The sequence below is a fragment of the Poritiphilus flavus genome, assembly GCF_009901585.1.
Taxonomy (GTDB): Bacteria; Bacteroidota; Bacteroidia; order Flavobacteriales; family Flavobacteriaceae; genus Poritiphilus; species Poritiphilus flavus.
Genome location: NZ_WXYO01000002.1, coordinates 35,589 through 58,286 on the forward strand (window position 1 = coordinate 35,589; position 22,698 = coordinate 58,286).

Consider the following 22,698-nt stretch of genomic DNA (forward strand, 5'->3'; position numbering starts at 1 on the left):
ACGATTTTGGCACTGTATTTGAACTGTATATTTTCCACAATTTTTGTTAATAACTTCAATGCTAAAAAAGTCCTAAAAACCTATATTCCATGGGGTATTGGTTATATTTGTAGGATGCCAAAAAACGAAGCAAGAACAACTTTGAAATCTTATGAGTGAAGAAGTAAAACAGAACAATTATTCAGCGGATAGCATTCAAGCGCTGGAAGGGATCGAACACGTGCGGATGAGACCGTCTATGTACATCGGTGATGTAGGTGTCAGAGGGTTGCATCATTTGGTTTATGAGGTAGTAGATAATTCGATTGACGAAGCGATGGGAGGCCATTGTGATACCATCACGGTAACCATTCAGAAGGGGAACTCCATCACAGTGCAGGACAACGGACGGGGAATTCCGGTAGGCCTGCACAAAAAAGAAGGTGTTTCGGCACTGGAAGTGGTAATGACCAAGATTGGGGCCGGTGGAAAATTCGACAAAGATTCATATAAGGTTTCCGGTGGTCTACACGGTGTGGGTGTGTCAGTGGTAAATGCGCTTTCAGATCATCTGAAAGCTACAGTACATCGTGAAGGTAAGATCTGGGAGCAGGAGTACCAAAGAGGTAGGACGCTCTATCCCGTAAAAAGTGTTGGCAATTCCAAGGAGAATGGGACTATTGTGACATTTCATCCGGATAAGGAGATCTTTACCCAGACTATCGAATATAGCTACGAAACCCTGGCAAATAGAATGAGGGAACTCGCCTATTTGAATAAGGGCGTAACCATAAGCATAACTGACGAACGCCAGAAAGACGAAAAAGGAGAATTCCTTTCGGAAACCTTTTATTCCGAAGAAGGACTTAAGGAATTCATCAAATTCCTGGACAGTAACAGGGAACCGCTTATCCAGAGCGTGATCTCCATGGAAGGTGAGAAAAATGGTATTCCTGTGGAAGTGGCCATGGTCTACAATTCAAGTTATACCGAAAACCTGCACTCTTACGTGAATAATATAAACACTCACGAGGGTGGGACGCATTTATCCGGTTTTAGAAGGGGACTTACTACAACCCTAAAGAAATACGCGGATTCCTCAGGAATGCTAGACAAAGTGAAGTTTGAGGTCTCGGGAGACGATTTCCGTGAAGGTTTAACGGCTATCGTATCGGTAAAAGTGGCAGAACCGCAGTTCGAGGGTCAGACAAAGACCAAATTAGGTAACCGCGAGGTTTCTGCTGCGGTAAGTCAGGCTGTTTCCGAAATGCTTACGAACTATCTTGAAGAGCATCCGGACGATGCCAAAATGATCGTTCAAAAGGTGATCCTGGCTGCCCAGGCAAGACACGCGGCCACCAAAGCCCGTGAAATGGTTCAGCGCAAAAGCGTGATGACCGGTGGCGGGCTACCCGGGAAGTTATCGGATTGCTCCGAGCAGGATCCCGGAAAATGTGAAGTATTCCTGGTTGAGGGAGATTCCGCAGGTGGAACGGCCAAGCAGGGCCGGGATCGAAATTTTCAGGCCATCCTTCCGCTAAGGGGTAAGATCCTCAATGTGGAAAAGGCAATGCAGCACAAGGTTTTTGAGAATGAGGAGATCAAGAACATCTATACCGCTCTCGGGGTAACTATAGGAACCGAAGAGGACAGCAAGGCGTTGAACCTTGAAAAACTACGCTACCATAAGGTGATCATTATGTGTGATGCGGATGTGGATGGAAGTCATATCGAAACACTTATTCTTACCTTTTTCTTCCGCTATATGAGGGAACTTATAGAAAGCGGTCACGTTTACATTGCAACTCCACCGCTTTACCTGGTCAAAAAAGGTTCCAAAAGGCGCTATGCCTGGGATGACAAGGAGCGGGATGAGATCATTGAAAGTTTTAAAGGAGGAGCTAGTATTCAACGCTACAAAGGTCTTGGAGAAATGAACGCTGAACAGTTGTGGGAAACCACCATGAATCCGGAATACCGGACCCTAAGGCAGGTCACCATAGAAAATGCGACCGAATCGGATCGGATTTTCTCCATGTTAATGGGTGATGAGGTGCCTCCTAGAAGGGAGTTTATTGAGAAAAATGCCGTTTATGCGAACATTGATGCATAAGAATCTATACTTATACAACAAAAACCCTGACCGTACGTCAGGGTTTTTTAGTTTTATACAAAAATTCTTACACATGAAACGCATAACTTTTCTACTGGCGATTTTTTTGGGTACCCTTTCATGGGCACAATCTAACATTAACGATCTCTTAGCCGCGGGTATTGACGATGCTCAACGCTTTACGAATGACTATCTCGCCCCGGTTTCCGAAGGCGCTATTTATAGCATTTCAGGTAGCTGGTATAATACCGCAGATGCAAAACCCTTAGGAGGATTTGAAATTTCGATCATTGGGAACCTCACTGGGTTTAAAAATAAAGATGATAAGAAGGCTTTTACCCTGAATACCGCAGACTACGAAAACCTGCAATTTACAGACGGTAGTACCTCTAAATTGGTCTCTACTGCCCTGGGTGATATTGAGGGTATAAATGTTGTTGTAACCGATGGAAACGTATTCAGTGAAACTTTTGAACTGCCAAGCGGATTGGCGTCGGAAGACTTTAATTTTCTTCCCTCGGGCTATTTGCAGGCCAGTGTAGGCCTTATAAAAGGAACTGAGCTAAAGGCAAGGTTCCTGCCAAAGATCAATACAGACGATGCTTCTATCAGCCTTTACGGTTTTGGTATTCAACATGATTTTACCAAACACCTGCCTGCGGATAAAGTATTACCAGTAGCTATTTCAGCAGTAATCGGCTACACCCATTTCGATGCGTCCTACGACTTTACGGATACCTCTGTAGTTGCAGGCCAGGATCAGCGTCTGGAAATGGATATAAACAGCTGGGTATTCCAGGCAGTGGTCTCTACGCGCTTGCCTGTGATAAACTTTTACGGCGGACTGGGATACCTTACCGGAAAGTCCGAAACCAATGTTTTAGGAACCTATGTGGTTACCTCAGGACCATTTCAGACTACATATACTGACCCCTTTAGTGTAAGCGCCAATGCCAGTGGAGTAACCGCCAACATTGGAACCAAATTGAAGTTAGGCTTCTTCAGGCTACATGCGGATTATACCATAGCGGAATTCAACAATCTGTCTGTAGGTGTCAATTTCGGGTTTAGGTAGAACAGAAAAATAGCAAATACGATATAAAATGGCCGCTTTTTCAGGAAGGCGGCTTTTTTTTGTGCCCCTATGCTACCGCCAGTCTGTGACTGGTGGTTTTTCTCTTTGTAGGTTTGGAATTACCACGAGATGCCCTACACTACCGCCAGTCTGTGACTAGTGGTTTCTCTTTTTGTAAGTTTGGAATTACCACGAGATGCCCTACGCTACCGCCAGTCTGTGACTGGTGGTTTTTCTCTTTGTAGGTTAGGAATTACCACGAGATGCCCTACACTACCGCCAGTCTGTGACTGGTGGTTTCTCTCTTTGTAGGGTTTTAATTACCACGAGATGCAATTTGGCGGTAGTCAGGGTTGTTTTTGGCGCGGATTACACCTTGTCCGCCTCTGGCGGAAATCCGCACTATCCAGGTTATGAATGTTTACAGTGCTAGTTTTTAAAAGGTTTGCAGGGATTCCTCTAAAAGGGGATCAAAAAAAAACAGCCTTTCATAGCAAAGGCTGTTTTTCGTAACTATATGGAAAAAATAAGGGGATTTTATTCTCTATGTGCCAGCACATTACCGTCACGTTCCTGCAACATAACTCCCTCAGCAGTTTCTTCCATGCTCACATAGTGGTTCGGGATATCAAGGCCGGGATACTTTATAGTATATATCCCATCTACCTGCTCCCATCCGAAATCTGTTTTAATCTCCAGTCCGGAGCCGTTATATCTGTGGTATCGCCCCAGATAGGCATCGTTGAAGATCCATTCCTCCCTGATCGTTTGCTTACCCGCGTCGCTTATATTCTGTGTCTCTACCCTGGACCATATTCCGATTACGGGGTCATTGTTTTCAGGTATTCTTGAACAGTTACTGGCAAATATGATTGCCAGAATTGCCATAAGCGAAATCAGCTTCTTCATTGATCAGTAGGTTTACAGATTTGGGACTCTGTAACTGGGCTAACGGTTCTTCTCGGAGACCTATTGTTATATTTTCGACGTACTGCACAAAAATGGCAACTTCTTCGTTGAACTACCTTTTTTTTTAACAAAAGACCTAAAAACTGACACTTGATATTGTCTATTAAAAAAAAGATATATAAGCGCTTTATGTCAGCCTTTTTTCTGTTAAAATTCGCTATTTTTGGCAGGCTTAAGATTCACTTGAAAATAGAACACATATGAAAGTTACGGTAGTAGGCGCAGGAGCCGTGGGAGCAAGCTGCGCAGAGTATATTGCAATCAAAGATTTCGCATCAGAAGTAGTCTTACTGGACATTAAGGAAGGTGTCGCGGAGGGTAAGGCCATGGACCTTATGCAGACCGCTTCCCTGAACGGTTTCGACACCAGGATCACCGGGACCACCAATGATTATTCCAAAACCGCGGGTAGTGATATCGCTGTAATTACCTCCGGGATACCGAGAAAACCGGGGATGACCAGGGATGAGCTGATAGGGATCAATGCAGGGATAGTAAAAAGTGTTGCGAGCAGCCTGTTGGAGCATTCGCCGGATACCATTCTCATAGTGGTAAGTAATCCTATGGATACCATGACCTACCTGGTACATAAAACAACTGATCTTCCTAAAAACCGTATCATTGGAATGGGAGGAGCCCTGGATAGCGCAAGGTTTAAATATCGCCTGGCAGAGGCCATGGAAGCCCCAATCTCAGATATTGATGGTATGGTTATAGGCGGTCACAGCGATAAAGGTATGGTGCCGCTTACACGACACGCGACCCGTAACAGTGTTAAAGTATCGGAATTCCTGACTCCTGAGAGGTTGGAGCAGGTAGCCGCTGATACTAAGGTCGGAGGAGCTACACTTACAAAATTGCTGGGAACAAGCGCCTGGTACGCTCCGGGAGCGGCAGTTTCCGGACTGGTACAGGCAATTGCTTGTGACCAAAACAAAATGTTCCCGTGCTCCGCTTTACTGGAAGGAGAATACGGCCTTAATGACATCAGCATAGGAGTGCCTGTTATCCTTGGAAAAAATGGTATTGAGCGAATTGTGGAGATAGAACTGGATGAGGCTGAGATGGCAAAAATGAAGGAAAGCGCTGAGGGTGTAAGTGCCACCAACGGCCTGCTACAAGTGTAGTTAAACCCCCTGAAATTAATAGTTTAAAGGCGCCCGTGAGCTCACGCGGCGCCTTTTTGTTTAATGTACAAAACCCTTAAATATATTGTCAGTTCCTAGGGGAAATGATATATTTGCACGCTATTTACAAATACCATTTATATATTCCATTTTTAATCAAAAGTGACTCATGCAGAATAAAGGACTCATAAAGCTCTTCGCTTTCCTGTTTGGAATTGTCAGTATTTATCAGCTTTCATATACTTTTATCACAAGCAAGACAGAAAGTGAGGCTTCGGTGTACGCTGCTAACAGCATTCCTTCTTCAGAAGAGGATTATGTTGCGAAAAGGGAAGCATTGGAGGCCCGATATCTTGATTCTATTTCCAAGGATCCGATCTTTGGTTATACCAGCTATGAGGATGCCAAGAAAAAGGAGCTTAATAAGGGTCTGGACCTCAAGGGAGGGATCAACGTTACCTTGCAGATCTCCGTTAAGGACATTCTTAAAGGCCTCGCGAACAACACCAAAAATCCAGTTTTTAACAAGGCCCTGGCTGACGCTGATGCAGCATCAACAAGTAGTGACGATACCTACCTGAATCTGTTCTTTGACGCTTTTGAAGCCATTAAAGGGGATGTAAACCTCGCTTCACCAGACATTTTTGCGAACAAAGGGCTTAGCGATGAGATCAATTTCCAGATGACAGATGATGAGGTAAAGCCTATCATCCGCAGAAAAATAGATGAATCCATCGTATCAGCATTCGAGGTACTGCGTGAGCGTATTGATGGTTTTGGTGTAACACAACCGAATATACAACGAGAGGGTAATTCCGGCCGAATTGTGGTTGAACTACCCGGAGCAAGGGATATCGCCCGTGCACAGGATCTGCTTTCCAGCACGGCGCAATTGGAGTTCTGGGAGACCTATGAACCCGGAAATCAAAGCCTTATCGGCTTCCTGATACAGGCTAATAATGAACTTAGAAGCATAGTCGGAGAGACCGAAGAGGTTGAAAAAGAAGAATCGGAAATAGATTCTTTGCTATCTGACGTGGCCCAGGATTCATTGGACCTCAGTACAGAAAGCAATCCGCTTATCGACAAACTTCAAATACCCGGACCTGGTTTTGCCATTGGTGTTGCGGCCTTAAAAGATACCGCTGAGATCGGTTCTTACCTTAGACTGCCACAGATCCGAAGGTTGTTGCCTGCCGATGTACAATTCACCAAGTTTTTGTGGGAGCGCCCATCCAAGGATTCTGAAGTGGCCGCCTTGTACGCCCTGAAATCCAATAGGGAAAATGCCCCTAGGATCAGTGGCGATGTGGTAAGCGATGCCAGAGATCAATTTGATCAGTTTAACCGCCCTGCAGTGGGTATGGATATGAATGTCCGTGGTGCCAAATTATGGGAAAAGCTGACCAGTGAAGCCAACCTGAACAACACGGGTATCGCAATTGTTCTGGACAATAAAGTATATACGGCCCCTGGAGTTTCTCAAGTGGGGGGGATCTCCGGAGGTAGTTCAGAAATTACCGGTACTTTCACAGTGAATGAAACCAAGGATATTGCCAACGTTTTGAGAGCGGGTAAATTACCGGCCTCAGCGGAGATCATTGATTCCTTCGTGGTAGGTCCATCGCTAGGGCAGGAAGCCATAGACAGCGGCTTTATGTCTTTCCTTATCGCCATGGTATTCGTGCTTATCTGGATGATCTTTTACTACGGTAAGGCAGGGGTTTTCGCAGATATCGCGTTGGTATTCAATATACTTCTGATCTTTGGAGTGCTTTCCAGCTTAGGTGCAGTACTTACACTGCCCGGGATTGCAGGTATCGTGCTTACCATAGGTATGTCTGTGGATGCTAACGTACTGATCTTCGAACGGGTTAAAGAAGAACTTGCCAAAGGAAAAGGAAAAGGCCAGGCAGTTGCAGACGGTTTCAGCAATGCCTTGTCATCCATTCTTGATGCTAACATTACAACAGGGCTTACGGCACTTATACTGTTGGTCTTCGGTTCCGGACCCATCAAAGGTTTTGCGACAACCCTGATCATCGGTATTCTAACCTCCCTGTTCACCGCCATATTTGTGACCAGGTTGTTGGTAGACTGGTACCTTTCCGGTAAGGGCAGGTCCCTGGATTTCTCCACGGCAATTACCAAGAACTTGTTTAAAAACCTAAGTATAGATTTCCTTAGCAAGCGAAAAGTCGCCTATATCTGCTCAGGAATTCTGGTAGCTGTCGGGGTCTTCTCACTGTTTACACAAGGATTGGATCAGGGTGTGGATTTCGTTGGAGGACGAAACTACCAGATACGTTTTATCAATCCAGTAAACCCTGCGGAGATCACATCTGAGCTTACCGAAAGCCTGGGAAGTGCCAGTGCCAAGACTTTTGGTGATGCCAACCAGATCATGGTAACCACAAAATATAAGGTGGATGTTCAAGGTACTGAAGTAGACGATGAGATCCTGGACATTTTATACACTTCTTTGCAGAAGTACCTGCCAGACGGAACTACTTATGAGGATTTTATTCCCGGTGGTACGAATGGAGATGTAGGTGTTCTGAAATACCGAAAAGTTGGCCCTACCATTGCTGACGATATTAAGAAGAATGCACTTTGGGCCATAATTGGATCCCTTGCCGTTGTCTTCCTTTACATCTTGTTGAGGTTCCGTAAATGGCAGTTCTCCCTTGGAGCCGTTGCAGCGGTTTTCCACGATGTTCTGATCGTTTTGGGTATATTCTCCCTGACCAGTCAGATCATGCCTTTCAGCATGGAGATAGACCAGGCATTTATAGCTGCTATTCTTACCGTAATCGGTTACTCTCTTAACGATACCGTGGTGGTCTTTGACCGTATCCGGGAAATTGTTGGCGAGAAAGGATGGCGGTCCGGAAGTAATATCAACCTGGCACTAAACAGCACCTTGAGCCGAACTCTGAACACCTCGCTTACCACCCTGGTAGTTCTTCTTGCCATCTTTGTGTTTGGTGGCGAGTCCCTTAGAGGATTCATGTTCGCAATGATCGTTGGTGTTATAGTAGGTACCTATTCTTCTGTGTTCATCGCTACTCCTGTGATGTTCGATACGCTTAGGAAAGTGATAACCAAGGCCAAGCCGGCGACAGCCTGATAACAGCCTTATAACGATATACAAACCGTCTTATTCAACCCTGAAGTAACTTTTACTTCGGGGTTTTTTATCGATCATTTCCTGATACCTTCAGACCCTTTGGAAGTAGGCAGCAAATCTAATTTGGACTCCGGTTTTAGCCCGGGCTCCGTCCTATGAGACACGAACACAATGGCGGTGCGACTCTCTTCAGAGATCTTGTTGACCAAAGAGGTAACCAAACGGGCACTTTCATCGTCAAGGCTGGCTGTGGGCTCATCGAGGATCAGTAAGAGCGGATGTTTTATCATGGCCCTGGCGCACATGATCAGACGTTGCTGTCCAGTACTTAGTTCGTGAAAGTACTGCCCTTCTTTCCCATCAAACCCCAATAAGCTAAGCCATTCACCCGCAAGCCGCTTTTGCGCCTCATTAGGGGTTACATATAGGCCTATGGAATCCATCAAGCCTGAGATCAACATATTCTCCAGGCTGTGATACCCCCGAAAGCGATCTACCATGGCAGGAGTAAAATAACCGAGGAACCTTTTGAGGTCCCAGACACTTTCTCCGCTTCCTTTTTGGTGCCCGAAAAGGAACAGGTCCTGCCCATAAGCCTTGGGGTTATCTCCGGTAATCATGGATAACAAGGTAGTCTTTCCGCTACCGTTTGGTCCGGAGAGCTGCCAGTAATCACCACTCCGGATCTCCCAGTTGATATTGTTTAAAATTGGTTTCGGACCATAGCTCACAGAAACATCCTTAAAACGTACCAGCAGTTCATCCCGGTATTCGATCTCCTCTAATGGAAGTGGAATATTACCGTGGAAAGGCTCTTTGGCCTCTTTTAAATTCCATGCAGACTGATCCTTAAAGAATGCGAGAGATTTCCCGTTTAAATGACAAAATCGATTGCAAAAGGGAAGTATGTCGGATGTCCTGCTCAACAGTAATACAGTAACGACATTCTCGGAAACTTTGGAAAGGGTTTCCTTTAGCTTTTGCTGAGAATCCCGGTCCAGATTGTCAAAAGGGTTATCCAGAATCAGATAATCCGGGTCTGATTCCAGGATATGGCGAAGCAGGACCTTTTTGCGCTCCCCACTGCTCATGGATTGCAGGCTCTGATCGGTATGAGCCGTCAAGATCTTCTGATCATGCCTGATCTCCTCCTCCATAAAAGCATCCAGCCTGCTCTTGGAAAAAAGCGCTCCCTTTTTATCTCTCAATAATTCAAATTCCTCTAATTCGCCCTTGAGCAAACCCGAGATAAAAAAGCTTCTATCTGATCGATTGTTTATAAGAATTACCCAATGCGGAATAGAGATCATGTTTTGCAGTTAGCGATATAAACGGCCCATAGCTGTCCAAGCCCAACAAATATAAGACTGTCCGCCAAAACTCGGAGAATCTCAACCAAAAGCATTGGGAAGTTCAATAAAAATGAAGCCGGTTGGTGACGAAAGTCATTCTTCCGGCGAGGGGAAAATCGGAGTTTTGTAACCTGGGTTACGACCCGAGTGAACCGCTGGATATAATTTTATAAGCGTAACAAATAAAATATCAAACTATGAAGATTGAACAGATATATACAGGATGTTTGGCCCATGCGGCCTACTACCTGGAAAGTAATGGAGAAGCGGCAATTTTTGACCCGCTTAGGGAGGTGCAACCCTATATAGACCGGGCAGCCAAAGACAATGCGAAGATCAAGTATGTCTTTGAGACACATTTCCATGCGGATTTTGTAAGTGGCCATTTAGACCTTAAGAAAAAGACAGGAGCCCAAATCGTTTTCGGACCTACGGCCAAACCGGGCTACGAAGCTTATATCGCAAAGGATAACGAGGTTTTTGAAGTAGGTGATTACAAAGTTAAGGCCATACATACACCTGGCCATACCATGGAAAGTACTACCTATCTTTTGATAGATGAGAAAGGCAAGGAACATGGGATCATAACAGGCGACACTTTATTTATAGGAGATGTCGGCCGGCCTGATCTTGCCCAGCACGTTGTAGAAGATCTGACCGAGGAGAAGTTGGCAGGACACCTTTACGACTCTTTGCGAAACCGTATCATGCCTTTAAATGACGATCTCATCGTTTATCCAAATCACGGAGCAGGATCGGCATGTGGTAAGATGATGAGCAAGGAAACCACCGATACTTTGGGACATCAGAAAGCCGTGAATTATGCGCTCAGGGCCGATATGACCCGGGAAGAATTTATAGAAGAACTCTTAACCGGGCTGACTACTCCTCCGGGTTATTTTCCTCAGAACGTTCTCATGAACATCAAAGGGTATGAAAGTCTGGATACCGTGCTCGAAAGAGGTGAGAAGCCGTTAAACGCGGAAAGCTTTGAGGCTGTGGCCAATGACAGTGGCGCCCTGGTTCTGGATACCCGTGACGCTTCGGATTTTGCAAAAGGTTTCATCCCTAATAGCGTTAATATCGGACTTGAAGGAAGTTTTGCCCAATGGGTAGGGGAGATGATTCCCGATGTAAAACAAAACATACTGTTGGTCACCTATGCAGGGAAGGAAGAAGAGGCCATAACGCGACTTTCACGGGTTGGTTATGACAATACCCTGGGATACCTGGAAGGCGGATTTGAACAATGGAAAGACAGCGGGAAAGATTATGAAACGATTCAGCGAATTAGCGCTGAGCAATTAGAAGCTGATTTTGATCAGGAGAACTCTTTGCTATTCGATGTTAGAAAGAAAAGTGAATACGATTCAGAACACGTCCTGGGTGCGGTGAATGTGCCCTTGAATGAGATCAATCAGCATCTCTCTACATTTCCAAAGGACAAGGAATTTATAATCTATTGTGGTAGTGGATATCGAAGTATGATCGCTTCTGCCATATTGAAACAGAGGGGCTGGCAAAATTTCGCAGACGTGACGGAAGGATTTAAAGGAATTTCAGAAACAAAAGTTCCCAGGTCCGAGTACGTTTGCCCGACAACAATGTTATAATTGGTGATTCAAGATGTTTTGTTGAGTTGTTAAGGGGGGTGATCTATTTGTGGTCACTTCCCTTTTCGGCTAACCACTTCAGTTTCAACTTGTCTTCCAATTCCCTGTGTAACACGGGTTACGCTCTAATCCTTTGGTGTAGAGTATCTTTAGTAATAACCAAAGAATAAACAGTATGCAACGACATTTTCAAATTCTGGTCATTGGCGGAGGTACAGGTGGAATTATGGTTGCCTCTCAGCTTAAGAGAAAGAATAAAAAGCTTCAGATAGGACTGATTGAGCCCGCGGATACACATTATTATCAGCCGGCCTGGACCTTGGTCGGAGCGGGGACCTATGATTTCAACAAAACTGCCAGACCAATGGCAGATATCATACCCTCTGGGGTAGAGTGGATCCGTGATAAGGCAGCTTCACTGGATCCGGATCACAATTCTGTGGTTTTGGCTTCCGGGGATGTTTTGGGATATGATTATTTAGTGGTTGCGCCGGGTCTGGTAATCGATTTATCATTGATAGAAGGACTTGAGGAAGCCATAGATATGGGCGTGGTTTGCAGCAACTATATCGACCCTGAACACACCTGGGAAACCATCAGGAATTTTAAGGGAGGCAATGCGGTATTTACGCAGCCAACCACCGTAATCAAATGCGGTGGCGCACCTCAAAAAACCGCTTATCTCGCCGCGGATTATTTTCGTAAACAGGGAATTTTAGACAAGACTAAGGTCATTTTTGCAACACCCGGAACGGTTATTTTTGGAATAGATCAGATCCGAAAAACCCTGACAAGGGTCATTGATCGCTACGGCATGCATTTTAAACCTTTTTATGCTCCATATAAAATAGATCCTCACCGAAAAGTAGTTTACTTTAAGTATACCGCACCTGAGGAAAAGAAACAGCTTATCAAAGAAGACAATGTTCTGGGTGAGAAAATGACTGGTGATTCAGTGGTAGAAGTCCCATTTGACATGCTACATCTGGCCCCTCCGCAGGCACCACCAGGGTTCGTGAAGGATTCTAAACTTTCAAACGATGCCGGATGGCTGGATGTAGATCATCATTCCCTTCAGCACAAGCGCTATGCCAATATTTTTGGAATAGGGGATGTAGCTGCCTTACCAACCGCCAAAACAGGTGCGGCAATCCGGAAACAGGCTCCAGTGGTCGTGGAAAATATCCTAAAACTTATAGCAGGGACAGAAGCTACAAACAACTCTTATAATGGTTATTCTTCTTGTCCGCTGGTAACGGCTTATGGCAAAATGGTCCTGGCGGAATTCGACTATCAGAATAACTTTACCCCAGACCCCAAATTAAAGCGCATGCTGGTATTCAATAGCGCAAAGGAACACTGGCGACTTTGGATGCTTAAAAAGTATGCCTTGCCCTATCTGTATTGGAATAAGATGATGAAAGGGAAAAGTGTCTAAGTAGCATTGACAATTCCGGAAGCGTTTTTCTAAGGTACGAACTGGAGTTCCTTAATGGCTTATCCTAAAAATATGTACAGGGTTGTTCTTGTAGACCGTGGTTTTGTCTAGCTGCATGCCGTTGGCGACAGCTACTTTTTGGGACGGGATATTGTCTACGTGAATAATAGAGATGAGGCTATTGGAAAATCCCTTTTCAAAGGCGAAATCTCTGCACTTTCTAGCCGCTTCGGTAGCATAACCCCGGCCCCGGAAAGCCGGTAGCAGGGAGTAGCCTATCTCCAGCTCTTCTATATCGTCCACGTTCTGTACCAAAAGCCCGCAGATCCCTATGAGCTCAGAACTGTCTTTTGCGATAAGCGCATTCATTCCACCCAGCCCTTTTTCATAGCGCTCAAAAACCCTTTCAAACTGTTCCTGGCAGGCCACCCTGGGATCTTCAGCCAGGCCTTCCCAGAACTCGGTGCTTGCAGGATCGTGATAAAATGGCAACCAGGAATCGAAATCTTCGGGGCTCAGCTTCCTGAACCACATGCGTTGGCTCTGCTCGCCTTCTAATAAAAACCGTGTCATAGATCAGAAGTTTTACGAATCCATCGATCGGTCAGGTCCCATAATTCCTCTTTGAACCTTTCCCTGAAAAAACCGAAATGCCTTAGTTTACCCAGTGCGGATCTATGCGGTTGATAGTGCAACCTTTCCGTATTTGAAGAGGTGAACTGGGCGGTTAACCAATCCACTGCCTTTTGCGGCGCGTATTCGTCCCTAGGGAAACTCAGTGACAGTACAGGAGCTTCTATCCGATCAAAAAAGTAACTATTCTTATCGTAAAAATGCATCATATAACGTGCCCGCTTCCCCCATCGTTTCCATTCATAGGCCATTTCTTTCGGCAGGTTCTCAAACAGGCCCAGTTTTTTGGCCGGGAAGTAACCGTAAATGGGGGTCAAAAACGGAATCATGGCATACCAGAATAGGATCATCTTAGGCTGGTGTATACCTTCAAAGTACCTCCAATAACCACTTTGAGAGGCAACCATGACAATTTTATCGATTTCCCGATACTGCGGATTAAATCCGACTATCTGTCCACCAACACTGTGGGTAAGCAGCACGAGCTCGTATTCGGGATGTTTTTCTCTGGCAAAGGCAACCATCGCGGCCTGATCATTAAATCCCCAGTTTTTTAGGTCGAATTTATTTTCTTTTAACTGGTCTATCTTTCCTCCGGATTTGCCAATACCCCAATAGTCGAAGGTGTAGACCACATAACCCAGTGTTGAAAAATATCGGGCAAACTTATGGTAGTATCCCTGAAGCACTCCAGTTGCCGATGAAATGATCATCGTCTTTTGGTTTGAACGCTCCGGAACGAACTCCGTAGCCGCTAGGATATGACCTTGGGTTGTGGGGATACCCAATTCCCGGGTTTGCATGGTGCTGGGGTTATAGTTTCTGATAGCTTATGCTGTCCGTTACCTTTAGGTTGAACTTTTGTACCAGGCCGGCGTTTATTTCCAGTACATATTGCACCGGGACTTTGGAAGGTAGGCCGGTTTCATCCATGGGTTTAGCATTCTCCTGGAAACTGACGATCTTGAGATCCTCATCAATAAAGATCAGGTCTAAGGGGATATTGGTATTTTTCATGTAGAAAGAATGCATGGCTACATCAGGAAACACGAACAGCATGCCATGGTTAGGTTCAAGGACCTCGCGATACATCAGTCCGGTTTGGGTTTCGTAATCGGATTCGGCAATTTCAATATCAAACCGGGTAATCAGTGAGTCTGTGGCTGTGTCGAAGATCTGTAGTTCCCCCTCTTTGGTAAAGGTGATGGGTTCCGTTTCTACTACATTTTTGGCCTTGTCCTTACAGGCTGCGAAAGCCAGCAATAAGGCCAAACCCCAAAAAACCATTAATCTTTTCGAACCCTTCATACTGCTCTTGTTTTTAGGACAAAGCCCTAAGCCTTAGCCGCCTTCTTGTATCCTTTAAACATAAAATAAAATCCAACCAGAATAAATGGAATACTTAACCACTGGCCTGTTGATAATAACCCCAAAGATTCTTCAAAACCGCCCTGGCTCTTTTTTACGAACTCCACAAAAAATCGGATAGTCCAAAGCAGGACCAGGAAAGTACCGAATAGGAAGCCTGGCTGGTCTTTCTTGTCTGTTTTCCAATACAGGTAATACAGCAGGGCAAAAACAAAGATATAGCAAACTCCTTCGTATAACTGAGCGGGATGCCTAAAGGGTATAACTTCCAGGTACTGGGCAAATTTCGGGTTATTTTCCAGGGCTTTATAAGCCGCATTGGCCGTTTCCTCCCCCGTTATTCTAACGGCTTCTGAGGCTGGCATATCGTCGGAATCTCTCACGAAGCGGGTAGCAAAGGCAAAAGTTTCATCAACCTTCTTCCCGTTGATCTCGGAATTGAAGAAGTTACCAAGCCTTACAAAAAAGGCTCCACTGGCCACAGGAATGACCACCCTGTCCAATATCCAAAGCATTTTGAGATCTTTATACTTCCTGGTGAGCAGGTACATTCCAATAATGATCCCTATGGCCGCCCCATGGCTGGCCAGACCTGTAAACCCGGTAAACTCATAACCATCTATGATCCCGAAAAGCGAACCGCTCGCCCGCTCCCGAATGGGCAGAAGAATTTCCAGCAGGTGATCCTTATAATACGGCCAGTCGTAAAAGAAAACATGTCCTAAACGAGCTCCAAGCATTGTGGCCAAAAGGGTGTACACGAAAAGCGCATCGAGCTGCTGCATCGACTTTTTCTCGTTCATAAAAATGCGTTTCGTCAGAAACCAACCTACTGCAAAAGCTACTATCCACAAAAGATTGTAGTACTTGATCTGAATAAATCCAATTTGGAAAAGGGTCTCATTCGGATTCCACGTAAAGCCAAGGAAATACATAGAAATATTTTTGAGGCGCTAAGATAAGAAAATTGAACTTGCTTGATAGGGTGGTGAAACGGTGAAATTGTAAAACTGTGAAATTGTAAAATTGAGGATTTGAAAATGAGGAATTGGATTATTGGATGGTTAGATTGTTGGATTGTTTAGATGGTTGGATAGTTAGACGGTTGGATTGTTGGACGGTTAGATCGTTGGACGGTTAGATAGTTAGATGGCTGGACGGAGGATTGTTGTCGAATTATGAAGTTTAAGTTCAAGTCTAAGTTTAAGTCCAATTAAAGGGTTTTGAGTTATGGATGTTGGATTATTGGATGTTTGGACTATTGGATGGTTAGACGGTTAGACTGGAGCGTTTTTGTTGAATTATGAAGTTTAAGTTCAAGTCTAAGTTTAAGTTCAATTAATGGGTTTTGAGTTATAAGTGTTGAATTTTAAATTTAAAGACTGCTTACTGATTACTGCTTACTGATTACTGATTACTGTTTACTGTTTACTGCCTACTGAAACCGGGGTTCCTAACCCCACCCCGAAACTAAGTTAGTGGTTTGCACTGCATTTTTATAACAGGAAGATCAACATATGGCTATGCTTTCATTTGAAATCCAAGCTCAAGTACAAGTTTAAGTGTAAGTGAAAATTTTTGAAATGTAAGTGTTGAATTATGAATGTGGAAAACTGCCAACCGCCAACTGCCCACTGATTTTATCCTCCGAAGCTTTAGCGAAGGAGGACTGTTCACTGCCCTCTAAAACCGGGGTTCCTAACCCCACCCCGCAATTAAATTAGTGGTTTGCACTGCATTCTAAAAGCAGAAAAGATGTGGATTAAGTTTAAGTACAAGTTTAAGATAAAGTTTAATTGAGAGATTCTGAGTTTTAGGTGTTTGATTTTAAATCCGAAAGTAATGTTCACTGCTTACTGATTACTGTTCACTGCCTACTGATTACTATCAACCAACAACCAACAACCAACAACCATCAACTACCAACCCCTCAAGGTACCGGATCATAACCGGAACCTCCCCAGGGATGACAGCTGAAAATTCGCTTTAACGCCAGCCAACCTCCCTTAAAAAGTCCGTGTTTCTGGAGTGCCTCTACGGTGTATTGGGAACAGGTTGGGGTATAGCGACAACTAGCCGGTGTAAGTGGTGAAATAAGGTTCTGATAGACCCTTACCAGGAAAATGAAAGGGGCGATCAGCAGTTTTTTCATAATTGAGAATTATATCCTATTGGGTCTGGAAGTGTTTACCTATTTCCTAAAGCACTGTAAAACTTGTTCCTTCCTTGCCGTCTTTTAACTGAATCCCGATTTCGGCAAGTTGGTCCCGGATCTTGTCCGAGGTTTCAAAATCCCTGTTGCTTCTTGCTTCGTTTCTTAGTTGTATGAGCAACTGGACCACGTCCGCAAGTTTATCCATACCTGAGCTGCCGTTGTTCTTTTTCTCAAGTCCAAGGACATCAAATACAAAAACATGCATCAGTTGTTGTAACAAGGCCCTGTCTTCTTCCGAAATAGAACGTTTACCTTCCTTTAAAAGATTGATCTGCTTTACGGCCTCAAACAGATGTGCGATCAGTACCGGAGTATTAAAATCGTCATTCATGGCATCGTAACATTTCTGTCGCCATGCGGTGACCTCAAAATCCGCTTCGGCCTGCTGCGATGTACTTCCCTTCAATTTTTCAAGAGTTTCTATGGCCTCCATTAAGCGGATAAATCCTTTTTCGGAAGCCAGCAGGGCCTCATCGCTGAGATCAAGAATACTCGTATAATGAGCCTGCATCATAAAGAAGCGAACTACCGAAGGTGAAAATGCTTTACTGAGAATGCTGTTCTCACCGGTAAATATTTCGTTTGGCAGAATATTATTTCCTGTGGATTTCGCCATTTTCCTGCCATTCAGGGTGAGCATATTGGCATGCAACCAATACTTTACGGGGGCATGGCCGTTACTTGCCTCAGCCTGTGCAATCTCGCATTCGTGGTGCGGGAATTTCAAATCCATCCCACCTCCGTGAATATCAAAAGTTTCCCCAAGGTATTTGGTGCTCATGGCAGTACATTCCAAATGCCATCCTGGAAACCCGTCACCCCAGGGAGAAGGCCAACGCATAATGTGTTGTGGTTCCGCTTTTTTCCAAAGAGCAAAATCCTGTGGATTCCGCTTTTCGTCCTGGGCGGTAAGCTCCCGGGTATTGGCTATCATATCCTCCAACTTCCGACCGCTGAGTTTCCCGTATTCATAGGTCGTATTGAATTTTTGAACATCAAAGTAAACGGAACCATTGGTTTCATAGGCAAAACCCTTTTCCAGGATATCTTTTATGATCTCTATTTGCTCAATGATATGCCCGGTTGCTGTTGGTTCTATACTTGGGGGTAAGAAATTGAACTTTTGCAGGATCTCATGGAAATCCACCGTGTAACGTTGTACCACTTCCATGGGCTCAATCTGCTCCAGCCGTGCTTTTTTGGCAATTTTGTCCTCACCTTCACCAGCATCGTCTTCCAGGTGGCCGGCATCAGTAATGTTACGCACATATCTCACCTTATAACCCAAATGCCTTAAATACCGGAAGATCATATCAAAAGACATGAATGTCCGGCAATTCCCCAGATGCACATTACTGTAAACCGTTGGGCCGCAAACATACATGCCAACGTGGCCCTCATTGATCGGCTCAAAGAGTTCTTTAGTTCCGGAAAGTGAATTGTATACTTTAAGCGGTTGACTTTTGTATAACTGCATCAGAAATTAAGAAGGTTAAAAATTAGTGTCAAGGTTGATGTAATCCAAAAACTCCCTTCTCACAGCTTCCTCCTTAAACTTCCCTCCATATTCCGCAGTTACCGTACTGCTTTCGATATCGCGTATCCCCCTGGAGTTTACACAAAGGTGCTTGGCATCAATAACGCAAGCAACATCCTGAGTACCCAGTACTCTTTGCAGTTCACGGACGATTTGAATGTTCATCCGCTCCTGAACCTGAGGCCTTTTGGCGAAATAATCAACGATTCGGTTCATTTTAGACAGTCCAACCACCGTGCCGTTGGAGATATAGGCTATATGTGCTTTCCCAACAATGGGTAGCAGATGGTGTTCGCAGGTAGAATAGACGATGATATTCTTTTCAACCAGCATTTCGCCGTATTTGTATTTGTTCTTGAAAGTGGATGATTTGGGCTTTCGCTTAGGGCTCAATCCACCAAAAATTTCCTCCACATACATTTTTGCGACGCGATTCGGGGTTCCCTTCAGGCTATCATCCTCCAGATCCAGGCCAAGCGTAAGCATGATCTCCCTGATATTCTCCCGTATCCGTTCTATTTTTTCCTCATCACTTAATACGAAGGCGTCTTCCCTGATCGGGGTTTCCTCAGAAGAAGAAACATGGTCATTTCCCATGGCTTCAAAACGCTCTTCCAGCGTGCTGTCAAATTTCATCTAAATCAAAGTTTAACGAAAAGCAAAGATATACATTATATGCCACTTTATAGCTTGTTTGGGCCTATACACAACATAAATTAGTGTTAACAAAGCCCACTTTTTATTTTAGTATCATCCAAATCTACAGCTACTTATGAAGTATTGGAGCCTCGTTTTGGCGGTTGTTGCATTTTTTGGAAGTCATTGCCTTTCTGCTCAAATATCAGTGGATTGTGGCAATGCTGTACCCATTTGCAGCAATACTCCCGTTAATGGGGGTACTCAGGGCTATGGCATTGATGATTTTAACGGGGCTTTATCCAGTGGTTGCCTGGAGCAAACGGTTACGGGCGCCATTGAATCCAATTCCGCATGGTACCGCTTTAGAACAGGGGCTTCCGGACAATTAGGCTTCAATATAGGCTTTGATACTTCAGAAGATTGGGATTTTGCCCTTTATCGGGCCTCGGATTGCAATAATTTGGGCGATCCGGTACGATGTAACTTTTTTGACAATCAGGATCAGGAGGCTTTTATGGGAGTAGGGGAAGACCCTTCAGGGAACACCAATTCCTACTTATATGAAGATTGGTTGCAGGTTACCGCAGGTGAGGATTACTACCTCTTTATCAACAATTTCAGCAATAGCAATTCCGGTTTTTCCATTCAGTTTTCAGGACAGATATTCGAAACGAACCCCCACGACGCTTTAGATTGCTCTATCATCAACAACCTTCTGGGGCCACCATTGGCCGCTTGCGACAGTGAAACGGTAATACTGGATGCCACTACCACCGGAGCTATAAGTTATTCCTGGTACAATGACTTGGGCAGCGGTTATCAACTGATCAGCGGGCAGACATCGGCAACGCTTCACGTAACTCAATCTGCCATGTACCGTGTTGAGATTGTGACCTCCGGCGCGAATATTATCAGTGACGTACAGGTGGCCTTTACCACGGCGCCCATCACTTTTGCACTCAATGATGAGGTGGTATGCTCCGATATTACCAATTTTGACCTAAGCACTAAGGATGCAGAGGCATTAGGAACCCAAAGCTCCTCTGAATATGTGGTTTCTTATCATAGCAGCTCGGCAGATGCGACCTCCGGCCTTAATGCCTTAACTGTGGATCACCTTGTAAACCCGGGCTCCGAAACTATTTTTGTCAGGACTACATCTTCGGCCAATCCCAATTGCTTTGATGCTTCCACCAGTTTTCAGCTCACAGTGGTAGAGACCCCTCCAATAGATTTTCAAACAGAGGTGTTCATTTGTGAGGCCAGCAATGGTGTTGCCATCGGCCCGGCCAGTTCCAATCCACATTTCAGCTATTTATGGGATACCGGAGAGACTACCTCCAGTATTTTTGTATCCCAGGCAGGCACCTATTCACTTACTATAACAAATAATCAAGCCGGACTGTCATGTACGACCGATGCGGACATTACCCTTGTGGTATCTGAAACCCCACGTATTTCCGAAGTGATCATAGATGATCTTCAGGCGGATAACCGGGTGGAGATACTAACGGATGTCGTCGGCGAATTCGAGTATAGACTGGATAACGGAGAATACCAACCGTCTAATGTTTTTACCAATGTAGCCCCGGGCATGCATTCAGTGAGTATCAATGACCTCGGAGGATGCGGTACGGTAACAGAGACCATTACCGTAGTTGGTTTTCCCAAGTTCTTCACGCCAAACGGGGACGGTTCTAATGATGAGTGGAATATTGTGGGTATGTCCACCCTCGAAAATCCGGTGGTCCAGGTCTTTGATCGTTATGGAAAGCTGCTAAAGCAGTTTACCGGAGACAGTCCGGGTTGGGATGGTACTTTTTTAGGACGGCAATTACCGGCAACTGATTATTGGTTTAAACTTACTTATACCGATATGAATGGGCAGGTGGTTGAGGCTAAATATCTTAGCAATCATTTTTCCCTGAGGCGATAGTTTTTCGGTTTTTGAAGCCTGTTTGCGGTTTGACGATTAACCGTAGAAAAAATCGGACGAAATATACTAAATCCGTGAGGTTTGAGTTATACTATATGATTATTTGTAACGATAGCCCCACGATCTATGCGAACACTTATTCTTCTTATGTGTTGCCTGCTCCTATTTGTTTGTGGAGTACAAGCACAGAATTCTCCTGATTGTCGTACTGCTATACCCGTTTGTGCCGATGCGCCTATCATGGCAGAGGCAGATGGGAACGGAGATATTAATGATTTTGACCCGGATGCAATACGAAGGTCGGGATGTTTGGAAAAAGGTAGTGTGGCATCTGCAAATATCGAGAATAACACCTCCTGGTATGTTTTCAGGGCTGGAACAGACGGGAGGATCGGTTTTGATATCGAAGCCTTACCCGCAGTAGGAACGGGCCCTATTACGGCCGAATGGGATTTTGCCTTATACGGTCCGGATGTGGATTGTACAGATATCTCATCAGGTACAGCAGATCCCATACGTTGCAACTACGAAGTTAATGATACACCCTTTACCGGAATTGGAGTGAATCCGCAAACCGGGCAGGAGGGAGCTCCACACCTTACCGGAAGCCAGAATACTTACGATGAGTGGCTGGATGTTCAGGCCGGAGAGATCTACTATTTGCTTATTAATAATTTCAATACAAACTTTGACGGGAATCCGGAACCTTATATACTGACCTTTACCGGGACTTCGGTGGATGCCGACCAGGATAATGCACTGGATTGTACTCTGAGAGATGAATTTTTGGGACTGGATATTGTTGCCTGTGTGGGGGATCCCGCCATTACGCTCAGCGCACTGAATTCACCTGCAGGGGCAGATATTGGTTCTGTGATCTGGACAGTAGATTATGATGATGACCGTACCATAGACGCCACGCTTGCCGGAACCGGCCCTTTTGGAGCTGAATTGATTGTCGAGAGCCTGAGGCAGAACTCCGGTCGCTATTTCGCTGAGATCACCACCGCCTCCGGAACACCGCCTATAGTAACAGACCCTAGTGGTATCTTAATAACCTTTTATGACATTCCTGTACTGGATAGGGTAGACATTTTGGACGATCTGTCCGATAGCAACAATATTGAGGTATTTGTTCAGGGTGACGGGGATTATGAATATGCCATTAACGGAGGAGAGTTTCAGGATTCATCCGTATTCCTGGATGTGCCTCCTGGAGAAAATACCCTGATCATCAACGACAAGAACGGCTGTGGTACCACAGAGCCTATTCCTTTTCTCGTTGTGGGATATCCTAAGTTCTTTACACCCAACGGTGACGGCATTCACGATGCGTGGAATATTCTTGGTATAGAAACCCTTACAGACCCTGTGGTTTTCATTTTTGACCGATATGGGAAATTGTTGAAACAACTGGATGAGACCACCATTGGTTGGGATGGAACTTTTAACGGCAGGCCTATGCCATCTTCAGACTATTGGTTCCGCCTGGAATACTCCCGTGATGAGGACGGTGCCCTGGTTGCCAATACCATTAGAACACATTTTACCCTGAAGCGATAAAAAAAGCCCTG

At 44.9% G+C, this 22,698-nt stretch carries 17 protein-coding genes; 8 read left to right on the top strand and 9 right to left on the bottom strand.

Annotated features, from left to right (window positions below; genetic code table 11):
• Positions 1–151: 151 nt before the first annotated feature.
• Both gyrB and GTQ38_RS03635 read left to right on the top strand, forming a co-directional pair.
• Complete coding sequence (gyrB, locus tag GTQ38_RS03630; protein ID WP_161434127.1) at positions 152–2,092, top strand: DNA topoisomerase (ATP-hydrolyzing) subunit B; 1,941 nt, start codon at positions 152–154, stop codon at positions 2,090–2,092.
• 73 nt (positions 2,093–2,165) lie between these two features.
• A complete protein-coding gene (locus GTQ38_RS03635) occupies positions 2,166–3,167 on the top strand; it encodes a DUF6588 family protein (protein WP_161434128.1) in 1,002 nt (333 codons plus the stop codon).
• Positions 3,168–3,704: 537 nt separating this feature from the next.
• On the opposite strand, the gene GTQ38_RS03640 is transcribed toward GTQ38_RS03635, so the two are convergent.
• Positions 3,705–4,076 carry a hypothetical protein gene (locus GTQ38_RS03640; protein ID WP_238857786.1) on the bottom strand — a complete coding sequence of 124 codons (372 nt, stop codon included), beginning with the start codon at positions 4,074–4,076 and terminating at the stop codon, positions 3,705–3,707.
• 260 nt (positions 4,077–4,336) lie between these two features.
• Between GTQ38_RS03640 and mdh the strand changes: the two genes are divergently transcribed.
• Together mdh and secDF are read left to right on the top strand one after the other, a co-directional pair.
• Positions 4,337–5,263, top strand: a complete 927-nt coding sequence (gene mdh / locus GTQ38_RS03645; protein WP_161434129.1) for a malate dehydrogenase — start codon at positions 4,337–4,339, stop codon at positions 5,261–5,263.
• A gap of 169 nt (positions 5,264–5,432) precedes the next feature.
• Complete coding sequence (gene secDF / locus GTQ38_RS03650; protein ID WP_161434130.1) at positions 5,433–8,393, top strand: protein translocase subunit SecDF; 2,961 nt, start codon at positions 5,433–5,435, stop codon at positions 8,391–8,393.
• Positions 8,394–8,467: 74 nt separating this feature from the next.
• Here secDF and GTQ38_RS03655 read toward each other — a convergent pair whose 3' ends face one another.
• On the bottom strand, positions 8,468–9,703 hold the full coding sequence (locus tag GTQ38_RS03655; protein WP_161434131.1) for an ATP-binding cassette domain-containing protein: 1,236 nt from the start codon (positions 9,701–9,703) through the stop codon (positions 8,468–8,470).
• Between the two features lie 239 nt (positions 9,704–9,942).
• Between GTQ38_RS03655 and GTQ38_RS03660 the strand changes: the two genes are divergently transcribed.
• On the top strand, positions 9,943–11,358 hold the full coding sequence (locus GTQ38_RS03660) for an MBL fold metallo-hydrolase (protein ID WP_161434132.1): 1,416 nt from the start codon (positions 9,943–9,945) through the stop codon (positions 11,356–11,358).
• A gap of 175 nt (positions 11,359–11,533) precedes the next feature.
• Complete coding sequence (locus tag GTQ38_RS03665; RefSeq protein ID WP_161434133.1) at positions 11,534–12,796, top strand: NAD(P)/FAD-dependent oxidoreductase; 1,263 nt, start codon at positions 11,534–11,536, stop codon at positions 12,794–12,796.
• A 51-nt stretch (positions 12,797–12,847) separates the two neighbouring features.
• On the opposite strand, the gene GTQ38_RS03670 is transcribed toward GTQ38_RS03665, so the two are convergent.
• From GTQ38_RS03670 to folE, 7 genes are all read right to left on the bottom strand, one after another.
• Positions 12,848–13,369, bottom strand: coding sequence for a GNAT family N-acetyltransferase (locus GTQ38_RS03670; RefSeq protein ID WP_161434134.1), 522 nt, complete (start codon positions 13,367–13,369; stop codon positions 12,848–12,850).
• On the bottom strand, positions 13,366–14,232 hold the full coding sequence (locus GTQ38_RS03675; RefSeq protein ID WP_161434135.1) for an alpha/beta hydrolase family protein: 867 nt from the start codon (positions 14,230–14,232) through the stop codon (positions 13,366–13,368). Before GTQ38_RS03675 ends, GTQ38_RS03670 begins: the two co-directional genes overlap by 4 nt.
• Before the next feature lie 10 nt (positions 14,233–14,242).
• Positions 14,243–14,737, bottom strand: a complete 495-nt coding sequence (locus tag GTQ38_RS03680) for a DUF192 domain-containing protein (protein WP_161434136.1) — start codon at positions 14,735–14,737, stop codon at positions 14,243–14,245.
• Between the two features lie 26 nt (positions 14,738–14,763).
• On the bottom strand, positions 14,764–15,732 hold the full coding sequence (gene lgt, locus GTQ38_RS03685) for a prolipoprotein diacylglyceryl transferase (RefSeq protein WP_161434137.1): 969 nt from the start codon (positions 15,730–15,732) through the stop codon (positions 14,764–14,766).
• Positions 15,733–16,727: 995 nt separating this feature from the next.
• Positions 16,728–16,949 (bottom strand): membrane protein insertion efficiency factor YidD, encoded by a 222-nt coding sequence (yidD, locus tag GTQ38_RS03690; RefSeq protein WP_161434138.1) that lies wholly within the window; start codon positions 16,947–16,949, stop codon positions 16,728–16,730.
• 46 nt (positions 16,950–16,995) lie between these two features.
• Positions 16,996–18,489 carry a cysteine--tRNA ligase gene (cysS, locus tag GTQ38_RS03695; RefSeq protein WP_161434139.1) on the bottom strand — a complete coding sequence of 498 codons (1,494 nt, stop codon included), beginning with the start codon at positions 18,487–18,489 and terminating at the stop codon, positions 16,996–16,998.
• A 15-nt stretch (positions 18,490–18,504) separates the two neighbouring features.
• Positions 18,505–19,185: a GTP cyclohydrolase I FolE gene (gene folE, locus GTQ38_RS03700; RefSeq protein ID WP_161434140.1), complete on the bottom strand. Its 681-nt coding sequence runs from the start codon at positions 19,183–19,185 to the stop codon at positions 18,505–18,507.
• Positions 19,186–19,321: 136 nt separating this feature from the next.
• Between folE and GTQ38_RS03705 the strand changes: the two genes are divergently transcribed.
• Entirely contained in the window at positions 19,322–21,124 is a 1,803-nt protein-coding gene (locus GTQ38_RS03705; protein ID WP_161434141.1) for a T9SS type B sorting domain-containing protein, read from the top strand.
• A gap of 126 nt (positions 21,125–21,250) precedes the next feature.
• Positions 21,251–22,687, top strand: coding sequence for a T9SS type B sorting domain-containing protein (locus tag GTQ38_RS03710; RefSeq protein WP_161434142.1), 1,437 nt, complete (start codon positions 21,251–21,253; stop codon positions 22,685–22,687).
• The last annotated feature ends 11 nt before the right edge of the window (positions 22,688–22,698 follow it).